This window comes from Roseovarius sp., assembly GCF_018066915.1.
GTDB lineage: Bacteria > Pseudomonadota > Alphaproteobacteria > Rhodobacterales > Rhodobacteraceae > Roseovarius.
In genome coordinates, this window is record NZ_JAGPVV010000135.1 from 1 (window position 1) to 17,919 (window position 17,919).

At 62.1% G+C, this 17,919-nt stretch carries 17 protein-coding genes; 7 read left to right on the forward strand and 10 right to left on the reverse strand.

Annotated elements, in window-relative coordinates; translation table 11 throughout:
• Positions 1-138: 138 nt before the first annotated feature.
• The 3 genes from KBT70_RS07435 to KBT70_RS07445 form a co-directional block, all read right to left on the reverse strand.
• The gene (locus KBT70_RS07435) at positions 139-351 is read right to left on the reverse strand and encodes a hypothetical protein (RefSeq protein WP_296630632.1); all 213 of its coding nucleotides are present in this window, start codon (positions 349-351) and stop codon (positions 139-141) included.
• Between the two features lie 60 nt (positions 352-411).
• Positions 412-849 (reverse strand): PACE efflux transporter, encoded by a 438-nt coding sequence (locus tag KBT70_RS07440; protein WP_296630634.1) that lies wholly within the window; start codon positions 847-849, stop codon positions 412-414.
• 279 nt (positions 850-1,128) lie between these two features.
• Positions 1,129-1,689, reverse strand: coding sequence for a L,D-transpeptidase (locus KBT70_RS07445; protein ID WP_296630636.1), 561 nt, complete (start codon positions 1,687-1,689; stop codon positions 1,129-1,131).
• Between the two features lie 234 nt (positions 1,690-1,923).
• Between KBT70_RS07445 and KBT70_RS07450 the strand changes: the two genes are divergently transcribed.
• Positions 1,924-2,784 (forward strand): hypothetical protein, encoded by an 861-nt coding sequence (locus tag KBT70_RS07450; RefSeq protein WP_296630638.1) that lies wholly within the window; start codon positions 1,924-1,926, stop codon positions 2,782-2,784.
• Between the two features lie 66 nt (positions 2,785-2,850).
• Here the strand turns inward: KBT70_RS07450 and KBT70_RS07455 are convergent, their stop codons facing one another.
• Positions 2,851-4,350 (reverse strand): CoA-acylating methylmalonate-semialdehyde dehydrogenase, encoded by a 1,500-nt coding sequence (locus KBT70_RS07455; protein ID WP_296630640.1) that lies wholly within the window; start codon positions 4,348-4,350, stop codon positions 2,851-2,853.
• Positions 4,351-4,454: 104 nt separating this feature from the next.
• Here KBT70_RS07455 and KBT70_RS07460 point away from each other — a divergent pair, with 104 nt between their 5' ends.
• From KBT70_RS07460 to coaD, 3 genes are all read left to right on the forward strand, one after another.
• Positions 4,455-5,351, forward strand: coding sequence for a LysR family transcriptional regulator (locus KBT70_RS07460; protein ID WP_296630642.1), 897 nt, complete (start codon positions 4,455-4,457; stop codon positions 5,349-5,351).
• A gap of 60 nt (positions 5,352-5,411) precedes the next feature.
• A complete protein-coding gene (locus KBT70_RS07465; RefSeq protein ID WP_296630644.1) occupies positions 5,412-5,846 on the forward strand; it encodes a CBS domain-containing protein in 435 nt (144 codons plus the stop codon).
• A gap of 62 nt (positions 5,847-5,908) precedes the next feature.
• Positions 5,909-6,400 carry a pantetheine-phosphate adenylyltransferase gene (gene coaD, locus KBT70_RS07470; protein ID WP_037269746.1) on the forward strand — a complete coding sequence of 164 codons (492 nt, stop codon included), beginning with the start codon at positions 5,909-5,911 and terminating at the stop codon, positions 6,398-6,400.
• Between the two features lie 6 nt (positions 6,401-6,406).
• Here coaD and gap (KBT70_RS07475) read toward each other — a convergent pair whose 3' ends face one another.
• The 4 genes from gap (KBT70_RS07475) to KBT70_RS07490 form a co-directional block, all read right to left on the reverse strand.
• Positions 6,407-7,459, reverse strand: coding sequence for a type I glyceraldehyde-3-phosphate dehydrogenase (gene gap / locus KBT70_RS07475; RefSeq protein WP_296630649.1), 1,053 nt, complete (start codon positions 7,457-7,459; stop codon positions 6,407-6,409).
• Between the two features lie 105 nt (positions 7,460-7,564).
• Complete coding sequence (locus tag KBT70_RS07480; RefSeq protein ID WP_296630652.1) at positions 7,565-7,708, reverse strand: hypothetical protein; 144 nt, start codon at positions 7,706-7,708, stop codon at positions 7,565-7,567.
• A gap of 127 nt (positions 7,709-7,835) precedes the next feature.
• Entirely contained in the window at positions 7,836-8,837 is a 1,002-nt protein-coding gene (gap, locus tag KBT70_RS07485; protein WP_296630654.1) for a type I glyceraldehyde-3-phosphate dehydrogenase, read from the reverse strand.
• A gap of 242 nt (positions 8,838-9,079) precedes the next feature.
• Complete coding sequence (locus KBT70_RS07490; RefSeq protein ID WP_296630656.1) at positions 9,080-11,890, reverse strand: nidogen-like domain-containing protein; 2,811 nt, start codon at positions 11,888-11,890, stop codon at positions 9,080-9,082.
• Between the two features lie 222 nt (positions 11,891-12,112).
• Here KBT70_RS07490 and gatB point away from each other — a divergent pair, with 222 nt between their 5' ends.
• On the forward strand, positions 12,113-13,627 hold the full coding sequence (gene gatB / locus KBT70_RS07495) for an Asp-tRNA(Asn)/Glu-tRNA(Gln) amidotransferase subunit GatB (RefSeq protein ID WP_296630661.1): 1,515 nt from the start codon (positions 12,113-12,115) through the stop codon (positions 13,625-13,627).
• A gap of 55 nt (positions 13,628-13,682) precedes the next feature.
• Here gatB and KBT70_RS07500 read toward each other — a convergent pair whose 3' ends face one another.
• Both KBT70_RS07500 and KBT70_RS07505 read right to left on the reverse strand, forming a co-directional pair.
• Positions 13,683-14,459 (reverse strand): 2OG-Fe(II) oxygenase, encoded by a 777-nt coding sequence (locus tag KBT70_RS07500; protein ID WP_296630664.1) that lies wholly within the window; start codon positions 14,457-14,459, stop codon positions 13,683-13,685.
• A gap of 34 nt (positions 14,460-14,493) precedes the next feature.
• A complete protein-coding gene (locus KBT70_RS07505; RefSeq protein WP_296630667.1) occupies positions 14,494-15,336 on the reverse strand; it encodes an FkbM family methyltransferase in 843 nt (280 codons plus the stop codon).
• A 208-nt stretch (positions 15,337-15,544) separates the two neighbouring features.
• Here KBT70_RS07505 and KBT70_RS07510 point away from each other — a divergent pair, with 208 nt between their 5' ends.
• Together KBT70_RS07510 and KBT70_RS07515 are read left to right on the forward strand one after the other, a co-directional pair.
• The gene (locus tag KBT70_RS07510) at positions 15,545-17,173 is read left to right on the forward strand and encodes an AMP-binding protein (RefSeq protein WP_296630670.1); all 1,629 of its coding nucleotides are present in this window, start codon (positions 15,545-15,547) and stop codon (positions 17,171-17,173) included.
• Between the two features lie 97 nt (positions 17,174-17,270).
• Positions 17,271-17,919, forward strand: a 649-nt coding sequence (locus KBT70_RS07515) for a MaoC/PaaZ C-terminal domain-containing protein (RefSeq protein ID WP_296630673.1), incomplete at its 3' end; no start/stop codon positions are given.

Consider the following 17,919-nt stretch of genomic DNA (forward strand, 5'->3'; position numbering starts at 1 on the left):
CAGACCTTCACCCTGCAACGGGGCCTGACGCTGCGCAATACGCAAAGCTCCGCGCCAGACCCCGTTGCCCAATCCGCCGAAAACGGCAAAACTCAAACCCGGAGTCTCGCTCACGCTGGATAAAAGTTGGGGGCAACGTCACACATACCGAAACCCCTGCACGGCGCGGAAGTGGCCGCCGTAGCCGGTCCCGGCGGGCTTGAGGCCTTTGCGCGCCCGGGCGGCGGCGAGGGTCTTCATGCTGCGCTCCTTGGACTCGGCGTAGAGGATGGCCGAGACCTGCGCCCAGAGGGGATCGCGGCGGAGGGCGGCGGCAAGGCCGGGGTGCGAGGTGTGAAAGAGCATCGGCATGGGCCTCTCGTAGCGGTTCACGCCGCGCTGCCAGAGGGCGCCGGTCTTTGGCGACAGGCCTCACTCCGCGGCGGGGGTGGCGCGCCATTCGGGGAGGGGGAAGGCCTTGTCGTAGGCCCAGTTGAAGCCGAAGGCGTAGACCATGTAGAAGAGCGCAAAGGACACATCCATCACGAAGGCCTGCCAGAGCGAGATCCCGAGATACCACGCGATGAATGGCATCAGGACGATCAAGAGGCCGGTTTCAAAGAGCACGGCATGCAGGACGCGGAGCCGGGGCGATTTTTGCGTTGTGCCGGAGAACCGCCGCAGGGCCACATCGAAGAGATAGTTGTAAACGAGGTTCCAGAGCGTTGCGAGGGTGGCGCTCACGATGCCGACAACACCGATGTCGTGCATCGGCATGTGAAACACGGCGGCACCGAGCGGGACGATGAGCAGCAGGGCGATGAGTTCAAAGCTCAGCGCGTGGCGGAGGCGATCAAGGGGGGAGCGCATGGCAACCTCGGGGCAGGGTCCGGGCCGTCCCGGTCGTGATCCATTTGGGGAGGTCGTCCTCGCAGCCCCTCATATCGCAAATCGGGAGGGATGTTTCAAGCCTGTCGCGAGGGACGGGGCCAGAGGTGACGCCCCTGTGTCACGGTGACATATGGATATCGGGAGGCGTCAGCGGCATCGGGCGCTGCGCGGTGGGGGTCGGGGGTGTAACCTGCACCCCAGGCGATGGCATCGCCCCGAGAGGGCTTCGGGGCGATGTGGGGGGCGTGGCGGGATGGGTCAGAGCAAGAGCACCTGCGTGCCGACTTCGACCTTGGCGAAGAGTTCCTCGATATGCTCGTTATAGAGGCCGATGCAGCCCGAGGAGGATTGCCGCCCGATCTTGCGGGTGTCGTGGGTGCCGTGCACGAGATAGGCGGGCCAACTGAGGTAAAGCGCATGGGTGCCCAGCGGGTTGCCGGGGCCGGGGGGCATATAGGCGGGCAGGGTGGGATCACGCTCGCGCATGGATTGGGTGGGGGTCCAGTCGGGGCCGACGCGCTTGCGCACGATCTGGGTATAGCCACGGCGGGTGAGTTCCTCGGTCATCGGCACGGAGGAGGGGTAGAGGGCATAGGTCTGATCATCCGGGCCCCAGTAGTGCAATGCGCGGCTGTCGATATCGGCCAGAATTGCGCCTTTGCCAAGGGTGTCGAAATGATCGCGCCAATCGCGGCTGACAAAGGCCGAGGTATTGCGGCGGTTGGTCAGCGCGGGCTCGGCGCGCAGGATACCGGGGGTTGCAAGGGCGGCGAGGCCGGTGGCCAGGGCATGGCGGCGGGTCAGAAGGCCGGGTTTCACGGGATTTGATCCTCTCAGTGGTGACTGCTGCGCCTTATTTAGGGAAGTGCGGCGGCAAAGCGAAGGGCGGGGCGGGCAGAAACCTGCGTCACCTCACGGGATTGTCATCTTGGAGGGGGTCTTGTGCGATGATCAGGCCGTTCGCCCCAAGATTGCGCGATGTGTGGAACTGTGGTTTCCTGTCGGGATAAGAACCGTTGATTTTACCAAACAGAATTTCAGGGGGGCATTGCCATGCCAGAGGAACACCGGGTTGCCGTGGCGGTCATTCACGGCATGGGAAGTCAGGGGGACCGGCCGCAGGCGGCCAATGCGGTCAGCTTTTCCCGCGATCTCTATGCCGCGCTGCGACAGCGCATGGGGGCGGCGCGGTTTGACGCGCTTGTGGGCTGGCGCGAGATTTTCTGGTCGGACATCCTGCAAGAGCGGCAACAGCAGTATATGGATGCGGCGTTGACGGGCGAGGCCAATTGGATGGGCTCGCGAGAGTTTGTGATGCACCGTCTGGCCGATGCGGCCTCTTATCGGTGGGAAAAGGGGGATCATGCCTTTGTTTACCCAGAGGTCCATGCCCGCGTTTCCAACGCCATCGCGCATCTGGAAGGGGTGACGGGGGGCAGGGCGCCGCTGATTGTGCTGGCACATTCGCTGGGCGGGCAGATCATCTCGAACCATATCTGGGATTTGCAAAAGGGGCACACGACCGCACCAACCCCGTTTCAGCGGTTCGAGACCATGGCGGGGTTCATCACCTTTGGCTGCAATATTCCCGTGTTCACCTTCAGTTGCAGGCCCGGAGAGGTCAAGGCCATCGACCGGCCCGGCAGCGCCATTCCGGCAGGCAAGTGGTTCAAGCCGTGGTGGGTCAACCTCAACAGTCGCAATGACATTCTGGGGATGCCTCTGGCCGGGACGGGCGGTGGCTATGCGGCGCTGAAAGAGCGCGGAGAGTTGCGGGATCGCTGGATCAGTGCGGGCAATCTGCTGAACGCGTGGAATCCGCTGTCGCACAATGCCTATTGGACGGATTCGGATGTGCATGGCTCTGTCGTGGCGATGATCGAACAGGCGATGCAAATCGGGCCAGTGGGATAAAGGCTGGGGTAAGAAAAAAGGCCCCGGTGGTATGCCGGGGCCTTGGGTCGTGAGTGGTGAGATGAATTAATCCATCGGCTTGAAATTGAACTCGCCGCCTTCCTTGATGCCGGACGGCCAACGGGCGGTCACGGTCTTAGTGCGGGTGTAGAATTTGAACGAATCCGGGCCGTGCTGGTTGAGATCGCCAAAGCCGGATTTCTTCCAGCCGCCGAAGGTGTGATAGGCCAGCGGCACGGGGATTGGCACGTTGATGCCGACCATGCCCACGTTGACGCGCGCTGCGAAATCGCGGGCGGCGTCGCCGTCGCGGGTAAAGATCGCGGTGCCGTTGCCGTATTCATGGTCCATCGCCAGTTTCAGGGCTTCTTCGTAAGAGGCTGCGCGCACGGTAGAGAGCACGGGGCCAAAGATTTCCTGCGTGTAGATGTCCATATCCGGCGTCACGTGGTCAAAGAGGTGGGGACCGACAAAGAAGCCATCTTCATAGCCCTGCAATTTGAAATCGCGGCCATCGACGACCAGCTTCGCGCCTTGCGCGATGCCCGTCTCAATCAGGCCAAGGATGCGCTTTTTCGCCTCGGCGGTCACGACCGGGCCGTAATCCACGTCATTGCCAGCGGTATAGGGCCCCACTTTCAGCTTTTCGATGCGCGGCACGAGTTTCTCGATCAGGCGGTCGGCGGTTTCATCACCGACTGGGACAGCCACGGAGATTGCCATGCAGCGTTCACCGGCCGCGCCATAGCCCGCGCCGATCAGAGCATCGGCGGCCTGATCCATATCGGCATCGGGCATGATGATCATGTGGTTCTTGGCGCCGCCAAAGCATTGCACGCGCTTGCCGTTGGAGCAGCCACGGCCGTAGATATACTGCGCGATGGGGGTCGAGCCGACAAAGCCGATGGACTGGATCACCTCGTGGTCGAGGATCGCGTCCACGGCCACCTTGTCGCCGTTGACGACCTGCAGGATGCCTTTGGGCAGACCGGCCTCTTCCATCAGTTCCGCCAGCATGAGCGGCACGGAGGGGTCACGCTCGGACGGCTTGAGGATGAAGGCGTTGCCGCAGGCCAGCGCCGGGGCGAACATCCACATCGGGATCATGGCCGGAAAGTTGAAGGGCGTGATACCAGCGGTCACGCCAAGCGCCTGACGCATGGAATAGATGTCGATGCCGGGGCCAGCGCCATCGGTGAACTCGCCCTTGAGCAGTTGCGGCGCGCCGATGCAGTATTCGACCACTTCCAGACCACGCTGAATGTCGCCCTTGGCATCGGGGAAGGTCTTGCCATGTTCACGGCTGAGCGCCTCGGCCAGTTTGTCCATGTCGCGGTTGAGCAGGCGGACGAATTCCATCATCACCCGCGCCCGGCGCTGCGGGTTGGTGGCGGCCCATGCAGGCTGTGCGGCCTGCGCGGCGGCCACGGCGGTGTTCATTTCCTCAACGCTGGCGAGCGGGCATTTGGCCTGCACTTCGCCGGTTGCGGGGTTGAACACATCCGAGAAGCGCCCCGAGGTGCCTTTGACGTGTTGGCCGTTGATGTAATGGGTAAGCTCTTGCATTGGGAATCCTCCTCATACGTTGGCGGCAGGGTAGTCTTGCAAAACTCCTGCGGAAAGAGGCAATATTCCAAAAGTGATTTGCATTTCTGCAAAGGGGGCCGGGGATGACACCGCATTGGGACGATATCCGCATTTTTCTGGCGGTCGCGCGGTCAGAGAGCCTGTCGGGGGCGGGGCGTATCCTGCGGATCGACCCGGCGACGGTGGGGCGGCGCATCGCGCGGCTGGAGGAAGAGTTGGGCGCGCCGCTCTTTGCCAAATCGCCCACCGGATATGTGCTGAGCGAGGCGGGGCAACGCCTGATGGGGCCGGCGCTGCGGGCGGAAACCGCCATGCAGGAGGCCGCCGAGGAACTGGCGGGGCAGGCGGGGGGCATCGCCGGGCAGATCCGCATCGGCGCGCCGGATGGCTGCGCCAATTTCCTGCTGCCACAGGTCTGCGCCGCGATTGGTGCGCAAAACCCGGATCTGGAGATTCAGATCGTGGCGCTGCCGCGTGTCTTCAACCTGACCCGGCGCGAGGCGGATATGGTGATCGCGGTCAGCCCGCCCACGGCGGGGCGGCTGACGGTGCAGAAGATCACCGATTACCGGCTGCATCTGGCAGGGGCGGTGCGCTATCTGCGCGCGCATGCCCCGATTGAGAGCCTGGCCGACCTGCGCGGGCATCGGATGGTGGGCTATATCCCCGACATGATATTCGACAAGGAGTTGGACTATCTCAGCGAGGCGGGGATCGAGCGCGTGAGCCTTGCGTCGAATTCAGTGTCGGTGCAGCTCAACTGGGTGCGGCAGGGCGGCGGGATCGGGGTCTTGCACGATTTCTCGTTGCCTTGGGCGCGGGGGCTGCAAAAGGTGCTGCCCGAGCACTTCTCGCTCACGCGCAGCTTCTATCTGGTGCGCCATGCCGATGATCGGCGGCTCGAGCGACAGAACCGTTTTGCCACGGCATTGGTCGAGGGGCTGCGCCAAGAGGTGCAGAGCCTTGAGGCGCGCACTTGACAGAAATTTTATTATAGATCACGCTGATTTGACAGACATATTCTTGCGGAGGGTCGTGTCATGCTGGTGCAGCAAATCCTGAAATCCAAGGGCGACAGTGCGGTGATCACCATCACGCCGCAGACCAAGGTTTCGGAAGCGGCGCAGATATTGGCAGAGCGGCGGATCGGCGGTCTGGTGGTGTCGCGCGATGGCGAGACGGTCGAGGGCATCATATCAGAGCGCGATATCGTGCGCAGTCTTGCAGTGCGCGGCGTGGTCTGCATGACCGAAACCGTGTCCGAGATGATGACCCGCAACCCGGTTTGCTGTTCGCGGCAGGATACCTCAGATGCGGTGTTGGCGCGGATGACCGATGGCCGGTTCCGTCACATGCCGGTCGTCGAGGCGGGCAAGCTGGTGGGGATCGTGACCATCGGGGACGTGGTCAAGGCGCGGCTGGAAGAGCTGGCGATGGAGAAGACCGCCCTTGAAGGCATGATCATGGGCTACTAAGCGCTTGCATTCCCTTGCACATTATTGTTGCGTGAGCGGCGATTGCAGCAAAGGAGGGCCGCATGCGCATTGGTCTCTATCCCGGCACGTTCGACCCGATCACTCTGGGCCATATCGACATTATCCGACGCGCAGCGGTGCTGGTGGACCGGCTGGTTCTGGGGGTTGCGATCAACCGGGACAAAGGGCCGCTCTTTACGCTGGAAGAGCGGGTCGAGATGATCGAGGCGGAATGTGCCAAGCTGAGCGCGCAGACCGGCACCGAAATCGTGGCGCATCCGTTCGAGAACCTGCTGATCAACTGCGCGCATGATGTGGGCGCACAGGTGATCGTGCGCGGCCTGCGGGCGGTGGCGGATTTCGAATATGAGTTCCAGATGGTCGGCATGAACCGGGCGCTGGATAATTCGGTCGAGACCGTCTTTCTCATGGCCGATGCCAATCATCAGGCGATTGCCTCGAAGTTGGTCAAGGAAATCGCCCGGCTGGGCGGGGATGTGACCAAGTTCGTCACACCCCCGGTGCGCGAGGCGCTGTTGGCCAAGTTTTCCTGAGGCCGCTCAGGTGGGTTCCATTACCCGGGCTTGGCGCGGGGTGGGACCGCGCCCGGCCTCGAGGTGACGGCCCATTGCGGCGGCGACGTCGAGCATGCGGTTGGAAAAGCCCCATTCGTTGTCATACCAACTGAGCACGCGGCAGAGCCGCCCCTCCATCACCCGTGTCTGATCGGTGGCAAAGATCGAACTGTGCGGATCGTGGTTGAAGTCTGACGAGACCAGCGGGCGGCTGGTGACATCGAGCACGCCCGAGAGTGGCCCCTTGGCGGCGCGGGTCACGGCGGCGTTGATTTCGTCAACGCTGGTGTCACGGGCGGCCTCGAAGGTCAGGTCGACGACACTGACATTGGGGGTGGGCACGCGGATGGCGGTGCCGTCGAGCCGCCCGGCAAGATCGGGCAGCACAAGACCCACGGCGCGGGCGGCGCCGGTGGTGGTCGGGATGATGTTGAGCCCCGCCGCGCGGGCGCGGTAGAGGTCCTTGTGCATGGTGTCGAGCGTTGGTTGATCGCCGGTATAGCTGTGGATCGTGGTCATGAAACCACGGGTGATGCCGATGCTCTCATGCAGCACCGATGCCAAGGGGGCGAGGCAATTGGTGGTGCAGGAGGCGTTCGAGACGATCACATCCTTGGCGGTCAGGTCGGCGTGATTGACGCCGTAAACCACGGTGCGATCCGCGCCCGCTGAGGGGGCAGAGACCAGCACGCGCCGCGCGCCGTTCTTGAGGTGGCGGGCGGCGGCGTCGCGGTCGGTGAAGATACCGGTGCATTCGAGCACGATATCGACATCGCCCCACGGCAGCGCCTCGGGGTCACGCAGGGCGGTGACACGCATCGGCCCGCGCCCGGCGTCAATCGTGTCGGCGGTGGTGGTGATCTGACCCCGGAAGCGGCCATGCACGCTGTCGAATTCCAGCAGGTGGGCATTTGTCTCGACCGGGGCCAGGTCGTTGATGGCGACAATGGTGATATCCTCGCGGTCCGAGTCGAGCAGCGCGCGCAGCACGTTGCGGCCGATACGGCCAAATCCATTGATGGCGAGTTTCAGGGGCATGGGCCTCTCCTTGGCTAGGTTCGCTCGTGTATGTTAGCGCTAACAATTGAAAGCGAACATAAACGACTTTCGAAACGAGTCAATACTGGGGAAATCACAGGACGGTTATCGCCAGAAGGCGAGGTATTCGATGAAATCAATCAGCTTGCGCCCGAGGAACAGGGTGGATTGGCCATCGTTCAGCATGAAATCGGCACCAAGCGCCAGAAGGATGATCCCCCCAAGGCCAATCGCGAGTGTGTTGGTCATGCGCCGTGCTTTCGCTGGGTCCGTCTTGCTCGGGTATGCCGCAGAGGCCCCGGCCACGCAAGCCGGATCAGCCAAGGAAAACCCCCGGCGCGCGGGGCGTCGGGGGTCTTGCAGGATGAGAGAGGTGTTACTGCAACCGGCCCATCGCAACCGCGACATCGGCCATGCGGCAGGAAAAGCCCCATTCGTTGTCATACCAGGCCAGCACCCGCACCAGACGGTTGCCGATGACCTTGGTCTGATCGGGGGCAAAGATCGAGCTTTCCTCGGTGTGGTTGAAGTCGATGCTGACCTTGGGTTCGGGATCATAGGCCAGAATGCCCTTCATCGCACCGGCAGCGGCCTCGGCCACCACGGCGTTGACATCGGCCTTGGTCACGTCGCGCTTGGCGACAAAGGTCAGGTCCACCGCCGAGACATTGGGCGTGGGCACGCGGATGGCAGAACCGTCGAGTTTGCCTGCCAGTTCCGGCAGCACTTCGCCAAGCGCCTTGGCGGCCCCGGTCGAGGTGGGGATCATCGACATGGCGGCGGCGCGGGCGCGGTAGAGGTCATTGTGGCGGCGGTCAAGCGTCGGCTGGTCGCCGGTATAGGCGTGGATTGTCGTCATTATGCCGCTCTCGATGCCGATGGCGTCATTGAGGACCTTGGCCAAGGGGGCGAGGCAATTGGTGGTGCAAGACCCGTTCGAGATCATGGTTTCGGAGGCCAGAAGGGCGTTATGGTTCACGCCGTAGACCACGGTGCGGTCAACATTCTTGGCCGGGGCCGAGATCAGCACCTTGCGCGCGCCGCGCTCCAGATGGGTTTTGGCCTTGGCCCCATCATTGAAATTGCCGGTACATTCCAGCACCACATCAACGCCGTCCCAATCCAGCTCGTTCATGTCATAGGTCGAGAACATCTGGATCGGGCCGCGCCCGAGGTCCATGGTGTTGCCCTCTACCGTGATCGGATGGGCAAAGCGGCCATGGACGCTGTCATAGCGCATCAGGTGCGCCGCCGTCTCGATGGGACCGGTCGCGTTTACCTTGACCACCTTGATATCGTTGCGCAGGCTCTCGGAGATATGGGCAAGCGTGGCGCGACCGATACGGCCGAAACCGTTGATTCCTACGGTGATGGTCATGGGCGACTCCTGATAGCTGACTTGGCGCTCGTATAGACGCGCCAGAGCAGGCCGGAAAGCGTTAAAAGACGTTTTCCAGTTGAAATACAGGATGTTAGCGTTAACCATGGGCCGGTTGCCGCCGTTTTCCCGGTGGTTGCGCTAACGCAAATTGCCGGGTTTACCGGGGGAGTCTGGCGATGTCCGAGCGAAAGACGAAGGGGCACCCGAGGGCGCCCCTTTGATTGGATCGGGCCTGAGCCTTAGAGAAACTGGAAATCGTCCACCGTCAGTTGCGCCGCGGTGATGCCCTCGACAAGGATCGTGTTGCCATTCACGGTCATTTGCGCGCCCGCGTCTGTGTCGATGATATTCATCGCGGTCACAAACCCGGCAAGGCCATTGCCGCCGTTGTTGATGTTCTCAAGCCCGGTGTCGGGATCGAAGCGGCGGATGAAGAAGCTGTCCAATCCATCCTCGAAATCGGTGATCACATCCGCCTCTCCGTCAAAGAAGGAGGCGAAGACGAACTGATCGGCGCCCGAACCGCCCGTGATCTGATCATTGCCAGCACCGGCGTTGATCGTGTCATTGCCCGTGCCGCCGTCGATGATGTCGTCACGGCCACCGCCCGCGAGGAAATCGTTGCCATCGCCGCCAAGGATATTGTCATCCCCTTCGCCGCCGCCCACCCGGTCGTCACCGGCACCCGCGTCGATGCTATCCTGACCGGTGCCGCCGCCGATGTCATCATTGCCATCGCCCGCGTCGATCAGGTCATTGCCAAAGCTGCCGGACATGCTGTCATTGCCGTCGCCACCCGAGAGCGTGTCATTGTCGGCACCGCCCGCAACCACGTCATTGCCCGCACCGCCCGAGATGCTATCGGCACCAAAACCGCCACCGATGATGTCATCCCCATCGCCGCCGTCCAGCGTATCATCCCCCAGACCGCCGCCGATGTTGTCGTTGCCAAGACCGCCAAGGGCCAGATCGTTTCCATCCGAGGACGACATCCGGTCATTGCCGTCGCCACCGTCGAGCGTGTCATTGCCCGCGCTGCCACTGAGTTGGTCGTTGCCGCCGCGCCCTTCCAGCCGGTCATCGCCGCCCAGACCGCTGAGCGTGTCGTCAAGCGTCGCCCCGAGCAGGGTGTCGTTGCCTTCGGTTCCTTCGAGGTTGAGCGAGACCGGATCAGCGGTGGTGACGGTTTCAGTCACCGAGGCTGGTACTTCGGCGGCCGAGTCGAAGAACGAGGCGTCATTTGTCAGGGCAAAGTCGAGCACGGCATTCTCGAAATTGGGCGTGCCTTCGATCAGGCCCGCGTCGAGCGCCGCAGCAATCGCCGCATCCCGCACGGCAGGGTCGAGCGTGTCGAGTGTGACGATTTCGCCGGGGAATTCAGGCAGGTAGAAGCCATCGACACTCTCGCCTGCGTCATAGGCAAAGAGGCTGTCTGCCTCGGAGGTGACGCGCCAATCCTCGCGGTATTGCCCGTAGAGATCGGCAAAGGCAAAGGGGCGCGCCAGCACGGTGCCATCGGCGCGTGCGACATCGTTGTCGGGGTTGCCGTCGCCATCGCCGAGCAGACCTTCGAGACGCCCCAGCAGGTCTTCGTTGAGGCGAACGTCGATATCGACCCGCCCGTCACGCACGATCACGCGCACCTGGCTGTCGCCATCATTGACCACGTTATCTGCGCCCGCATAGACGATGATATAGGTATCGCCTTCGCGGAAGATGCGGTCATTGCCGACCGCGACGGAGCCGAAATCCTCGAGCTCTGTGGCCACGCCGTCGATATGCAGCGGGGTCGCGTCATTGGCGTCGATCATCACCGCCGTGCCGCCAAGGTTGGTGGCAATGGCCTGATTGACGCTGACGTTGTCGCCCACCGGCACCATGCGCGCCTGAAGCTCGAAATCGTTGTCGGTGCCACGCAGCAGGACAAATTCGCCTGCCGCCTGGAAATCATAGCCGACCCCGTCGAGTGTCGCGAGATGCGGATCACCTGCGACCCAGCCGCCCGCGCCGACCGGCGGCAAGAGCGGCACGATGGAATCGACCACGCCGCCGTTTCGAACGGCAAAGTTCCAGATGCCGATAAGCCCGGTATTGCCGGGGATCACATCGAGGCTGAGGATTTCGTCCTGAAGGCCAGATTGTGGGAGTTCAAAGAACGTGCCTTCGACGCCGGTGCCCGACGTATAGCCGGCGCGGGCCACGGTGCCGCCTAGGCCATTGGTGCCGCCGCTCGCTCCGCCAGTGGTCCAGTTCACGTCTTCATAGCGGAACTGGATGTCGAAATCGCCATTGCCGCGATCCGTGAGGATGAGCTGAAAGGCGTTGAGCAGATCGGTTCGAGAGGAAAAATAGCCCACATCGTCCCAAGTGACGATGAGTTGGTCGCCCAGCGTGTTGAAATCCCAATGCACAAGGTTGGTGCCCTGCGAATTGCCGCCCGGAGTGGGTGTCACGACTCCACCGCGCGTGTCGACATCGGCGAAGAAGGGCGTGATCTCGGGGTTATTTGATACCCCCGTGATGACGTCGGGCGTGAAGGCACTGCGCGCCGCGCCAAAGGTCACGGAGCCGTTGTTGTTGATCCAGAGACCCTCATAAACGGTGCCAAAGAAATTCAGCCCGTTCTCGAAGATTGGCCTGATGTCGATCTGCGCGGTCGAGCCATCATCGTTGCGGACCAGAAAATCCTCGCCGAACCCGGCATCGCCGCCGAGACCCCGGATCAGGCCGGGGCTGGTGTCGTCGGGATTGAGCAGGACATCGGTGCTGATGTCATCGAATTGCAGCCGCTGGATATTGAGCAGAATGTCGGTGTCGCCGGTCGCGGTATGGGTGATCGTGCGTTGCGTAAGCTCATTCAATCCAACGGTGTAATCGGCGGCATTGCCTGCGAAAACCGCCGTGTCAAAACCTGCGCCGCCATCCAGCAGATCGTTGCCGCCGCCGCCGGTCAGCGTGTCATCGCCGGTATTCGCGGTGATGGTGTCGTCATCGGCTGTGCCAACGAGGTTATCCGCCTCGATTGTTCCCGGTATGTTAAGGCCTTCCATGATGAAAACTCCCCAGTTTTGCAATTGCCACTTTCACCAAACACCAGGATCACGATTCTGTGAAGCGTTTTATATTCAGAGTCTTGAATTCAAGTTTTCCTCTGCGTCGATATTCGGTGTCGGACATGCGCGCCGATCCTCGTTCCTGCCCTTGCGCTTTCTCTTGCCCCCCTCGCGCCCCTGTCCTAGAACGCGTCTGATCTCTCAGCCGGAGGCATGGATATGCTCGATCTTACCTATGAAGCGCCGAAGCCACGCGTGATTGCGGGGGCCAAGCATGATTGGGAGTTGGTGATCGGGATGGAGGTGCATGCGCAGGTGGCCTCGCGCTCCAAGCTTTTTTCCGGAGCCTCGACGCAATTCGGGGCGGAACCCAATTCCAACGTCGCCTTTGTCGATGCGGCGATGCCGGGCATGTTGCCCGTGATCAACGAATTCTGCGTCGAACAGGCGGTGCGCACGGGGCTTGGCCTCAAGGCCAAGATCAACCTCTGGTCGGCGTTTGACCGCAAGAATTATTTCTATCCCGATTTGCCGCAAGGTTATCAGATCAGCCAGCTTTATCATCCGCTGGTCGGCGAGGGCGAAATCCTCGTGGATATGGGCCCCGGTGTGGCGCGGCTGGTGCGGATCGAGCGTATCCACATGGAACAGGACGCAGGCAAATCCATTCACGATATGGACCCGGCGATGTCCTTTGTTGACCTGAACCGCACCGGCGTGTGCCTGATGGAAATCGTGAGCCGCCCGGATATTCGCGGCCCCGAAGAGGCCGCCGCCTATGTGACCAAGCTGCGTCAGATCCTGCGGTATCTGGGCACTTGCGACGGCAATATGCAGAACGGCAATCTGCGGGCCGATGTGAACGTGTCGATCTGCCGTCCGGGGCAGTATGAGAAATACATGGAAACGCAGGATTTTTCGCACCTCGGCACGCGCTGCGAAATCAAGAACATGAATTCCATGCGTTTCATCCAAGCCGCTATCGAGTATGAGGCGCGCCGCCAGATCGCCATTGTCGAGGCGGGGGGCACGGTGGTGCAGGAAACGCGCCTCTACGATCCGGACAAGAACGAGACCCGGTCCATGCGCTCCAAGGAAGAGGCGCATGATTACCGCTATTTCCCCGATCCGGATTTGCTCCCTCTGGAAATCGAGCAAGCTTGGGTGGATGAAATCGCGGCCAACCTGCCGGAACTGCCGGATGCCAAGAAGGCGCGGTTTGTTTTGGAATTTGGCCTGAGTGAATATGACGCCAGCGTGCTGACCGCGGACCTCGCCAATGCCGCCTATTTCGAGGCGGTGGCGGCGGGCGCCGGCGATGGCAAGTTGGCGGCGAATTGGGTGATCAACGAGTTGTTTGGACGGCTCAAGAAAGAGGATCATTCCATCGAGGACAGCCCGGTCAGTCCGGCGCAACTGGCAGGCATCGTGCGCCTGATCAAGTCGGACGCCATTTCCGGCAAGATCGCCAAGGACCTCTTTGAAATCGTCTATACCGAGGGCGGCGACCCCGAAGAGATCGTCGAGGCGCGCGGCATGAAGCAGGTGACGGACACCGGCGCGATTGAGCAGGCCGTGGCCGAGATCATCGCCGCCAACCCCGCGCAGGTGGAAAAGGCGAGAGGAAACCCCAAGCTGGCGGGCTGGTTCGTGGGCCAGGTGATGAAAGCCACCGGCGGCAAAGCGAACCCGAAGGCTGTCAATGACATCGTGATGGCGCGGCTGGGGCTGTAAAGGCCCCGGCGCTGCGGTCGCGGCACCTCTGGCCGCGACTGCAATCCTATGACCCTCAGCTCTTGGGCACCTCGATATTGATCGTCAGTGACCGGCGGAACATGTCGGGGCGGGGGGCCTTGATCGGCTCAACGGCGTGCCAGGAGTTGAAGGTCTTGACGAAGATCATGCACTGGTTCGAGTTGAACTCGTAGCAATCGAGCGTGTCCACCTCTTCGAACGGCAAAAATGTGTTGCGGAAGTTGAAGCTGCGCGTCTTGTCTTTGGGCCAGACCACCGAGGTGCCGCCGCCATATTCCGGCTTCCATTCGCCCGGTGCGACCATCGAGACGACCACGGTGATCAGTTTGGCGGGCGCATCGGTGTGCGGCAGGATCGAGCCGCCATCGCCCGGCATCATCGAGAATTCAAAGCGCGAGCGCAGCGGGATCTTGCGCCGCTCGACCAAGGCCGCGCCGCAGAGCGCCTCGGTCAGGCGCAGACCAAGGCGCGCGCCGGGCGTGTTGGTCAGCACCATCTTGCGGCCAAGGTCGAGGTCGATGTTGTGGCTGGCCAGAAAATCGACGATGCCGCGCACAAAGCGTTCGCTTTTGACCTCGTCGTGAAAGCGTTTCCAGACCGGGGTCGACTTGATGAAGTCGTGGTACTCTTTGCCGTTGTTCACCTCGGACAGGGAATATTTGTTCCCCAGCTTGGGCATGAACTGAAACCGCTCGGTGTCGGGCCAGTTGTCCAGCATCTCTTGATAGAGATCGGCGTCAAAGACGGGCTTGGCAAAGGCGATGGGAAAGGGATCGTGGCGCACGTCAGCGCCGTCGAGATTGAACATCATTACGGGTTAATCCTTGTTCGGGCGGCAAGGGGGTTCAGGCTGCGGACGGTTTATAGATCGCGTTATGCGCAATCAATACTGGATCAGCGCCGCGCGCAAGTTTGCGCAGGCCGATATCGGTGCGGTGGCGGTCATGCACCCGGTAGCCATGCGTGTCCATGAAGACATCGAGTTCCGCCTCGTAGTGATGGCTGACCTCGACCTGCACAGAGCGGGGCCGCTTGGCCGAGGTCAACAGAGTGCGCATGCCGGCAAGCACCAGAAGTTCGTTGCCATCAACGTCGATCTTGATCACATCGGGCGCAGGCACGACCCCCTCTGCGACAAGGTGATCGAGGGTAAAGGCCGCCTTGCATTCGCGCAGCACCGGCACGAAGGGGCGCTCGTGCCCGTCCAATGTGCGGCCAAGCTGGCTCATGGCCGAGCCTGCCGTGGCCTCGATGATGTTGAAGTCGAAAAATCCGTTGCGGTCGCCAAGCGCGGCCGAGATCACTTTGGTGCGGCTGGCAAGGCCATTCAACGCGATGTTCTGCATCAGGCTGAGCGCATTGGCGGCATGCGGTTCAAACGACAGGATTTGGCCGGTCTCGCCCACGAGAGGGCCGGAAAACACCGAGTAGAGGCCGATATTGGCCCCGATATCGCAAAAGGTATCGCCGGGGCGCAGAGTATCGCGTAGCCAGCGGATCGTGCCCTCTTCCTTTTGCAGGAGGGTCACGGCGCGTTTGTATTCGGTATAGCTGCGGCATCGAAAGCGGTAGCGGCCTGCGTCGCTGCGCACCTCTATGGTCATGCCGAGGGCCTGTGCGATGGCAAAGCGCAGGCGGTAGAGACGACCGATCAGGAAATTCGGGCGTTTCGTGCCGGAAACGATCATTGAAATGCCTTTCAGAATCACGCCGCCCCGTGCTGAAATACTGCACACGTCGTTTCGTCCTCATAGTGCCGCGATTTGAAGCGGTAAAGTCACTTTTTCAGCGCGCAAAACCCGCTCTTACAGGCCTTTGCGCGCGTGTTTGGGAATTGCATCGGATTCGCATTGCTCTATTCCTTGGGCAGACCAGAGGGACAGGAGGAGCTGCGCGATGGGTTGGATGAAGGATGAGACCGGGTTGGAGAAATGCGCCGCGAATTTCGTGGCGCTCACGCCGCTGTCGCATCTGAGGCGCGCGGCGCATCTCTTTCCCAATCGTGAGGCGCTGATTTATCGCGACACGCGGCGCACGTATGCGCAGTATCACGCGCGGGTGTCGCGGCTCGCCTCGGCCTTGGTCAAGTTGGGGATCGAGCCCGGCGATGTGGTGGCGACCCTTCTGCCCAATATCCCCGCCCATTGCGAGGCGCATTTCGGGGTGCCCGCCTGTGGTGCGGTGCTCAACGCCATCAACACGCGGCTCGAGGCCGATACCATCGCCTATATTCTGGACCATGGCGGCGCGCGTGTCGTGCTCTGTGATCCGCAATTCCTGCCCACGCTGGCGCAGGCCATCGACCTGATGGAGGGGCCGCCGCCCGGTGTGGTCGAGGTGGCCGATGATGCGGCGGGGGTGCATGCCCACGGGCATTACATGGAATACGAGGAATTGCTGGCCTCTGGCGATCCCGATTTCCCATGGATCATGCCCGAGGATGAATGGGAGAGCCTCGCGCTCAATTACACCTCGGGCACCACGGGGCGGCCCAAGGGTGTCGTCTATCACCATCGCGGCGCGTATCTGATGACCATGGGCACGGTCGTGAGCTGGCAGTTGCCGCGCTATCCGACCTATCTGACCATCGTGCCGCTCTTTCATTGCAACAACTGGAACCATGTCTGGCTGATGCCGATGCTGGGGGGCAGGGTGGTCTGCTGTCGCGACATCACGGCGCGCGCGATCTACGATGCGATTGCAGACGAGGGGGTGACGCATTTCGGCGGGGCGCCCATCGTGCTCAACATGATCGTCAACGCCAAAGAGGGCGAGCGGCGCAAGTTCGACCATGTGGTTGATGTGTTCACCGCCGGCGCGCCGCCCCCGGCCGCGACATTGGCGGCAATTGAGCCGTTGGGTTTTACCGTGACGCAGGTTTACGGACTGACCGAGACCTATGGCCATGTCACCGAATGTCTGTGGCAGGACAGTTGGGATGCCCTGCCTGATGACGAGCGTTATACGATCAAGGCGCGCACCGGGGTCTTGATGCCGATGATGGAGGACATCACCGCGATGGACCCAGAAACCATGGTGCAAACCCCCATGGATGGCGCAAGTCTGGGCGAGATCATGATCCGGGGCAATTCGGTGATGAAGGGCTATCTCAAGAACCCGGCGGCCACGGAAGAGGCGTTTCGCGGTGGCTATTTCCATTCGGGCGACATCGCGTTCCAGCATCCCGACGGCTATCTCAAGATTGCGGACCGGGCCAAGGACATCATCATTTCGGGCGGCGAGAATATTTCTTCGGTCGAGGTCGAGGGCGTGTTGATGCGGCATCCCGCGGTGCTGCTTTGTGCCGTGGTGGCCAAGCCGGACGAGAAATGGGGCGAGGTGCCCTGCGCGTTTGTCGAGTTGAAGGATGGGGCCACGGCGAGCGAGGCCGAGTTGATCGCCTTTGCCCGCGAGCGGCTGGCGGGGTTCAAGACGCCCAAGGCAGTGGTGTTTCAGGAATTGCCCAAGACATCGACCGGCAAGATCCAGAAATTCGAACTGCGCCAGAGCGCCCGCGCGCTCTGAGGGATGGGTCATGTCATGCCGCTGACATGGGTTGACGCGTAGAGGGGATGGCATCGGGCTTGCTCTCAGCACGGGCGGGCGACAGGAGACTTGCCGGATGAAGATCGAGAACCGCACCTTTGACGAATTGCAGGTGGGCGACAGCCAGAGCCTCCGGCGGCTTTGCACGCAGGATGATCTCTTGGTTTTCGCCAATGTCTCGGGCAATCACAATCCGATGCACATCTATGACGTGGACGGCGACGGCGATGGCCAGCCCGAGGCCTATGTGCCGGGGATGTTTCTGGGGTCGCTGATTTCGGCCGTGCTGGGCAATCTCTTGCCGGGGGCAGGGACGCTCTACCGCGCGCAGAGTCTTGTGTTTCACAACCACGCCCATGCCGGGGATGAGGTGGAAAGCCGGGTCACGGTGACGGACCGCAACGCCCGCGACTTGACCGTGACCTTGGCCACCGAGGTGCGGCGGCTGCGCGACGATGCGCTGATCGTGTCGGGGGTGGCGGTGGTCGAGGCGCCGCGCCGCAAGCTGAACTATTCGAGCCACGATTTGCCCGGTCTCATCGTGCAGAGACACCGGCATTTCGAAAAGCTCCTCAAGCGGGCAGAGCCCTTGGCGGCGCTGGTGACGGCGGTGGTTTGCCCTGAGGAACCCAATGCGCTGGGTGGCGCGCTCTTGGCGCGGGCGCATACGCTGATTGCGCCGATCCTGATCGGCGATCCCGTTCGGATTGCGGCGGCGGCGCAGG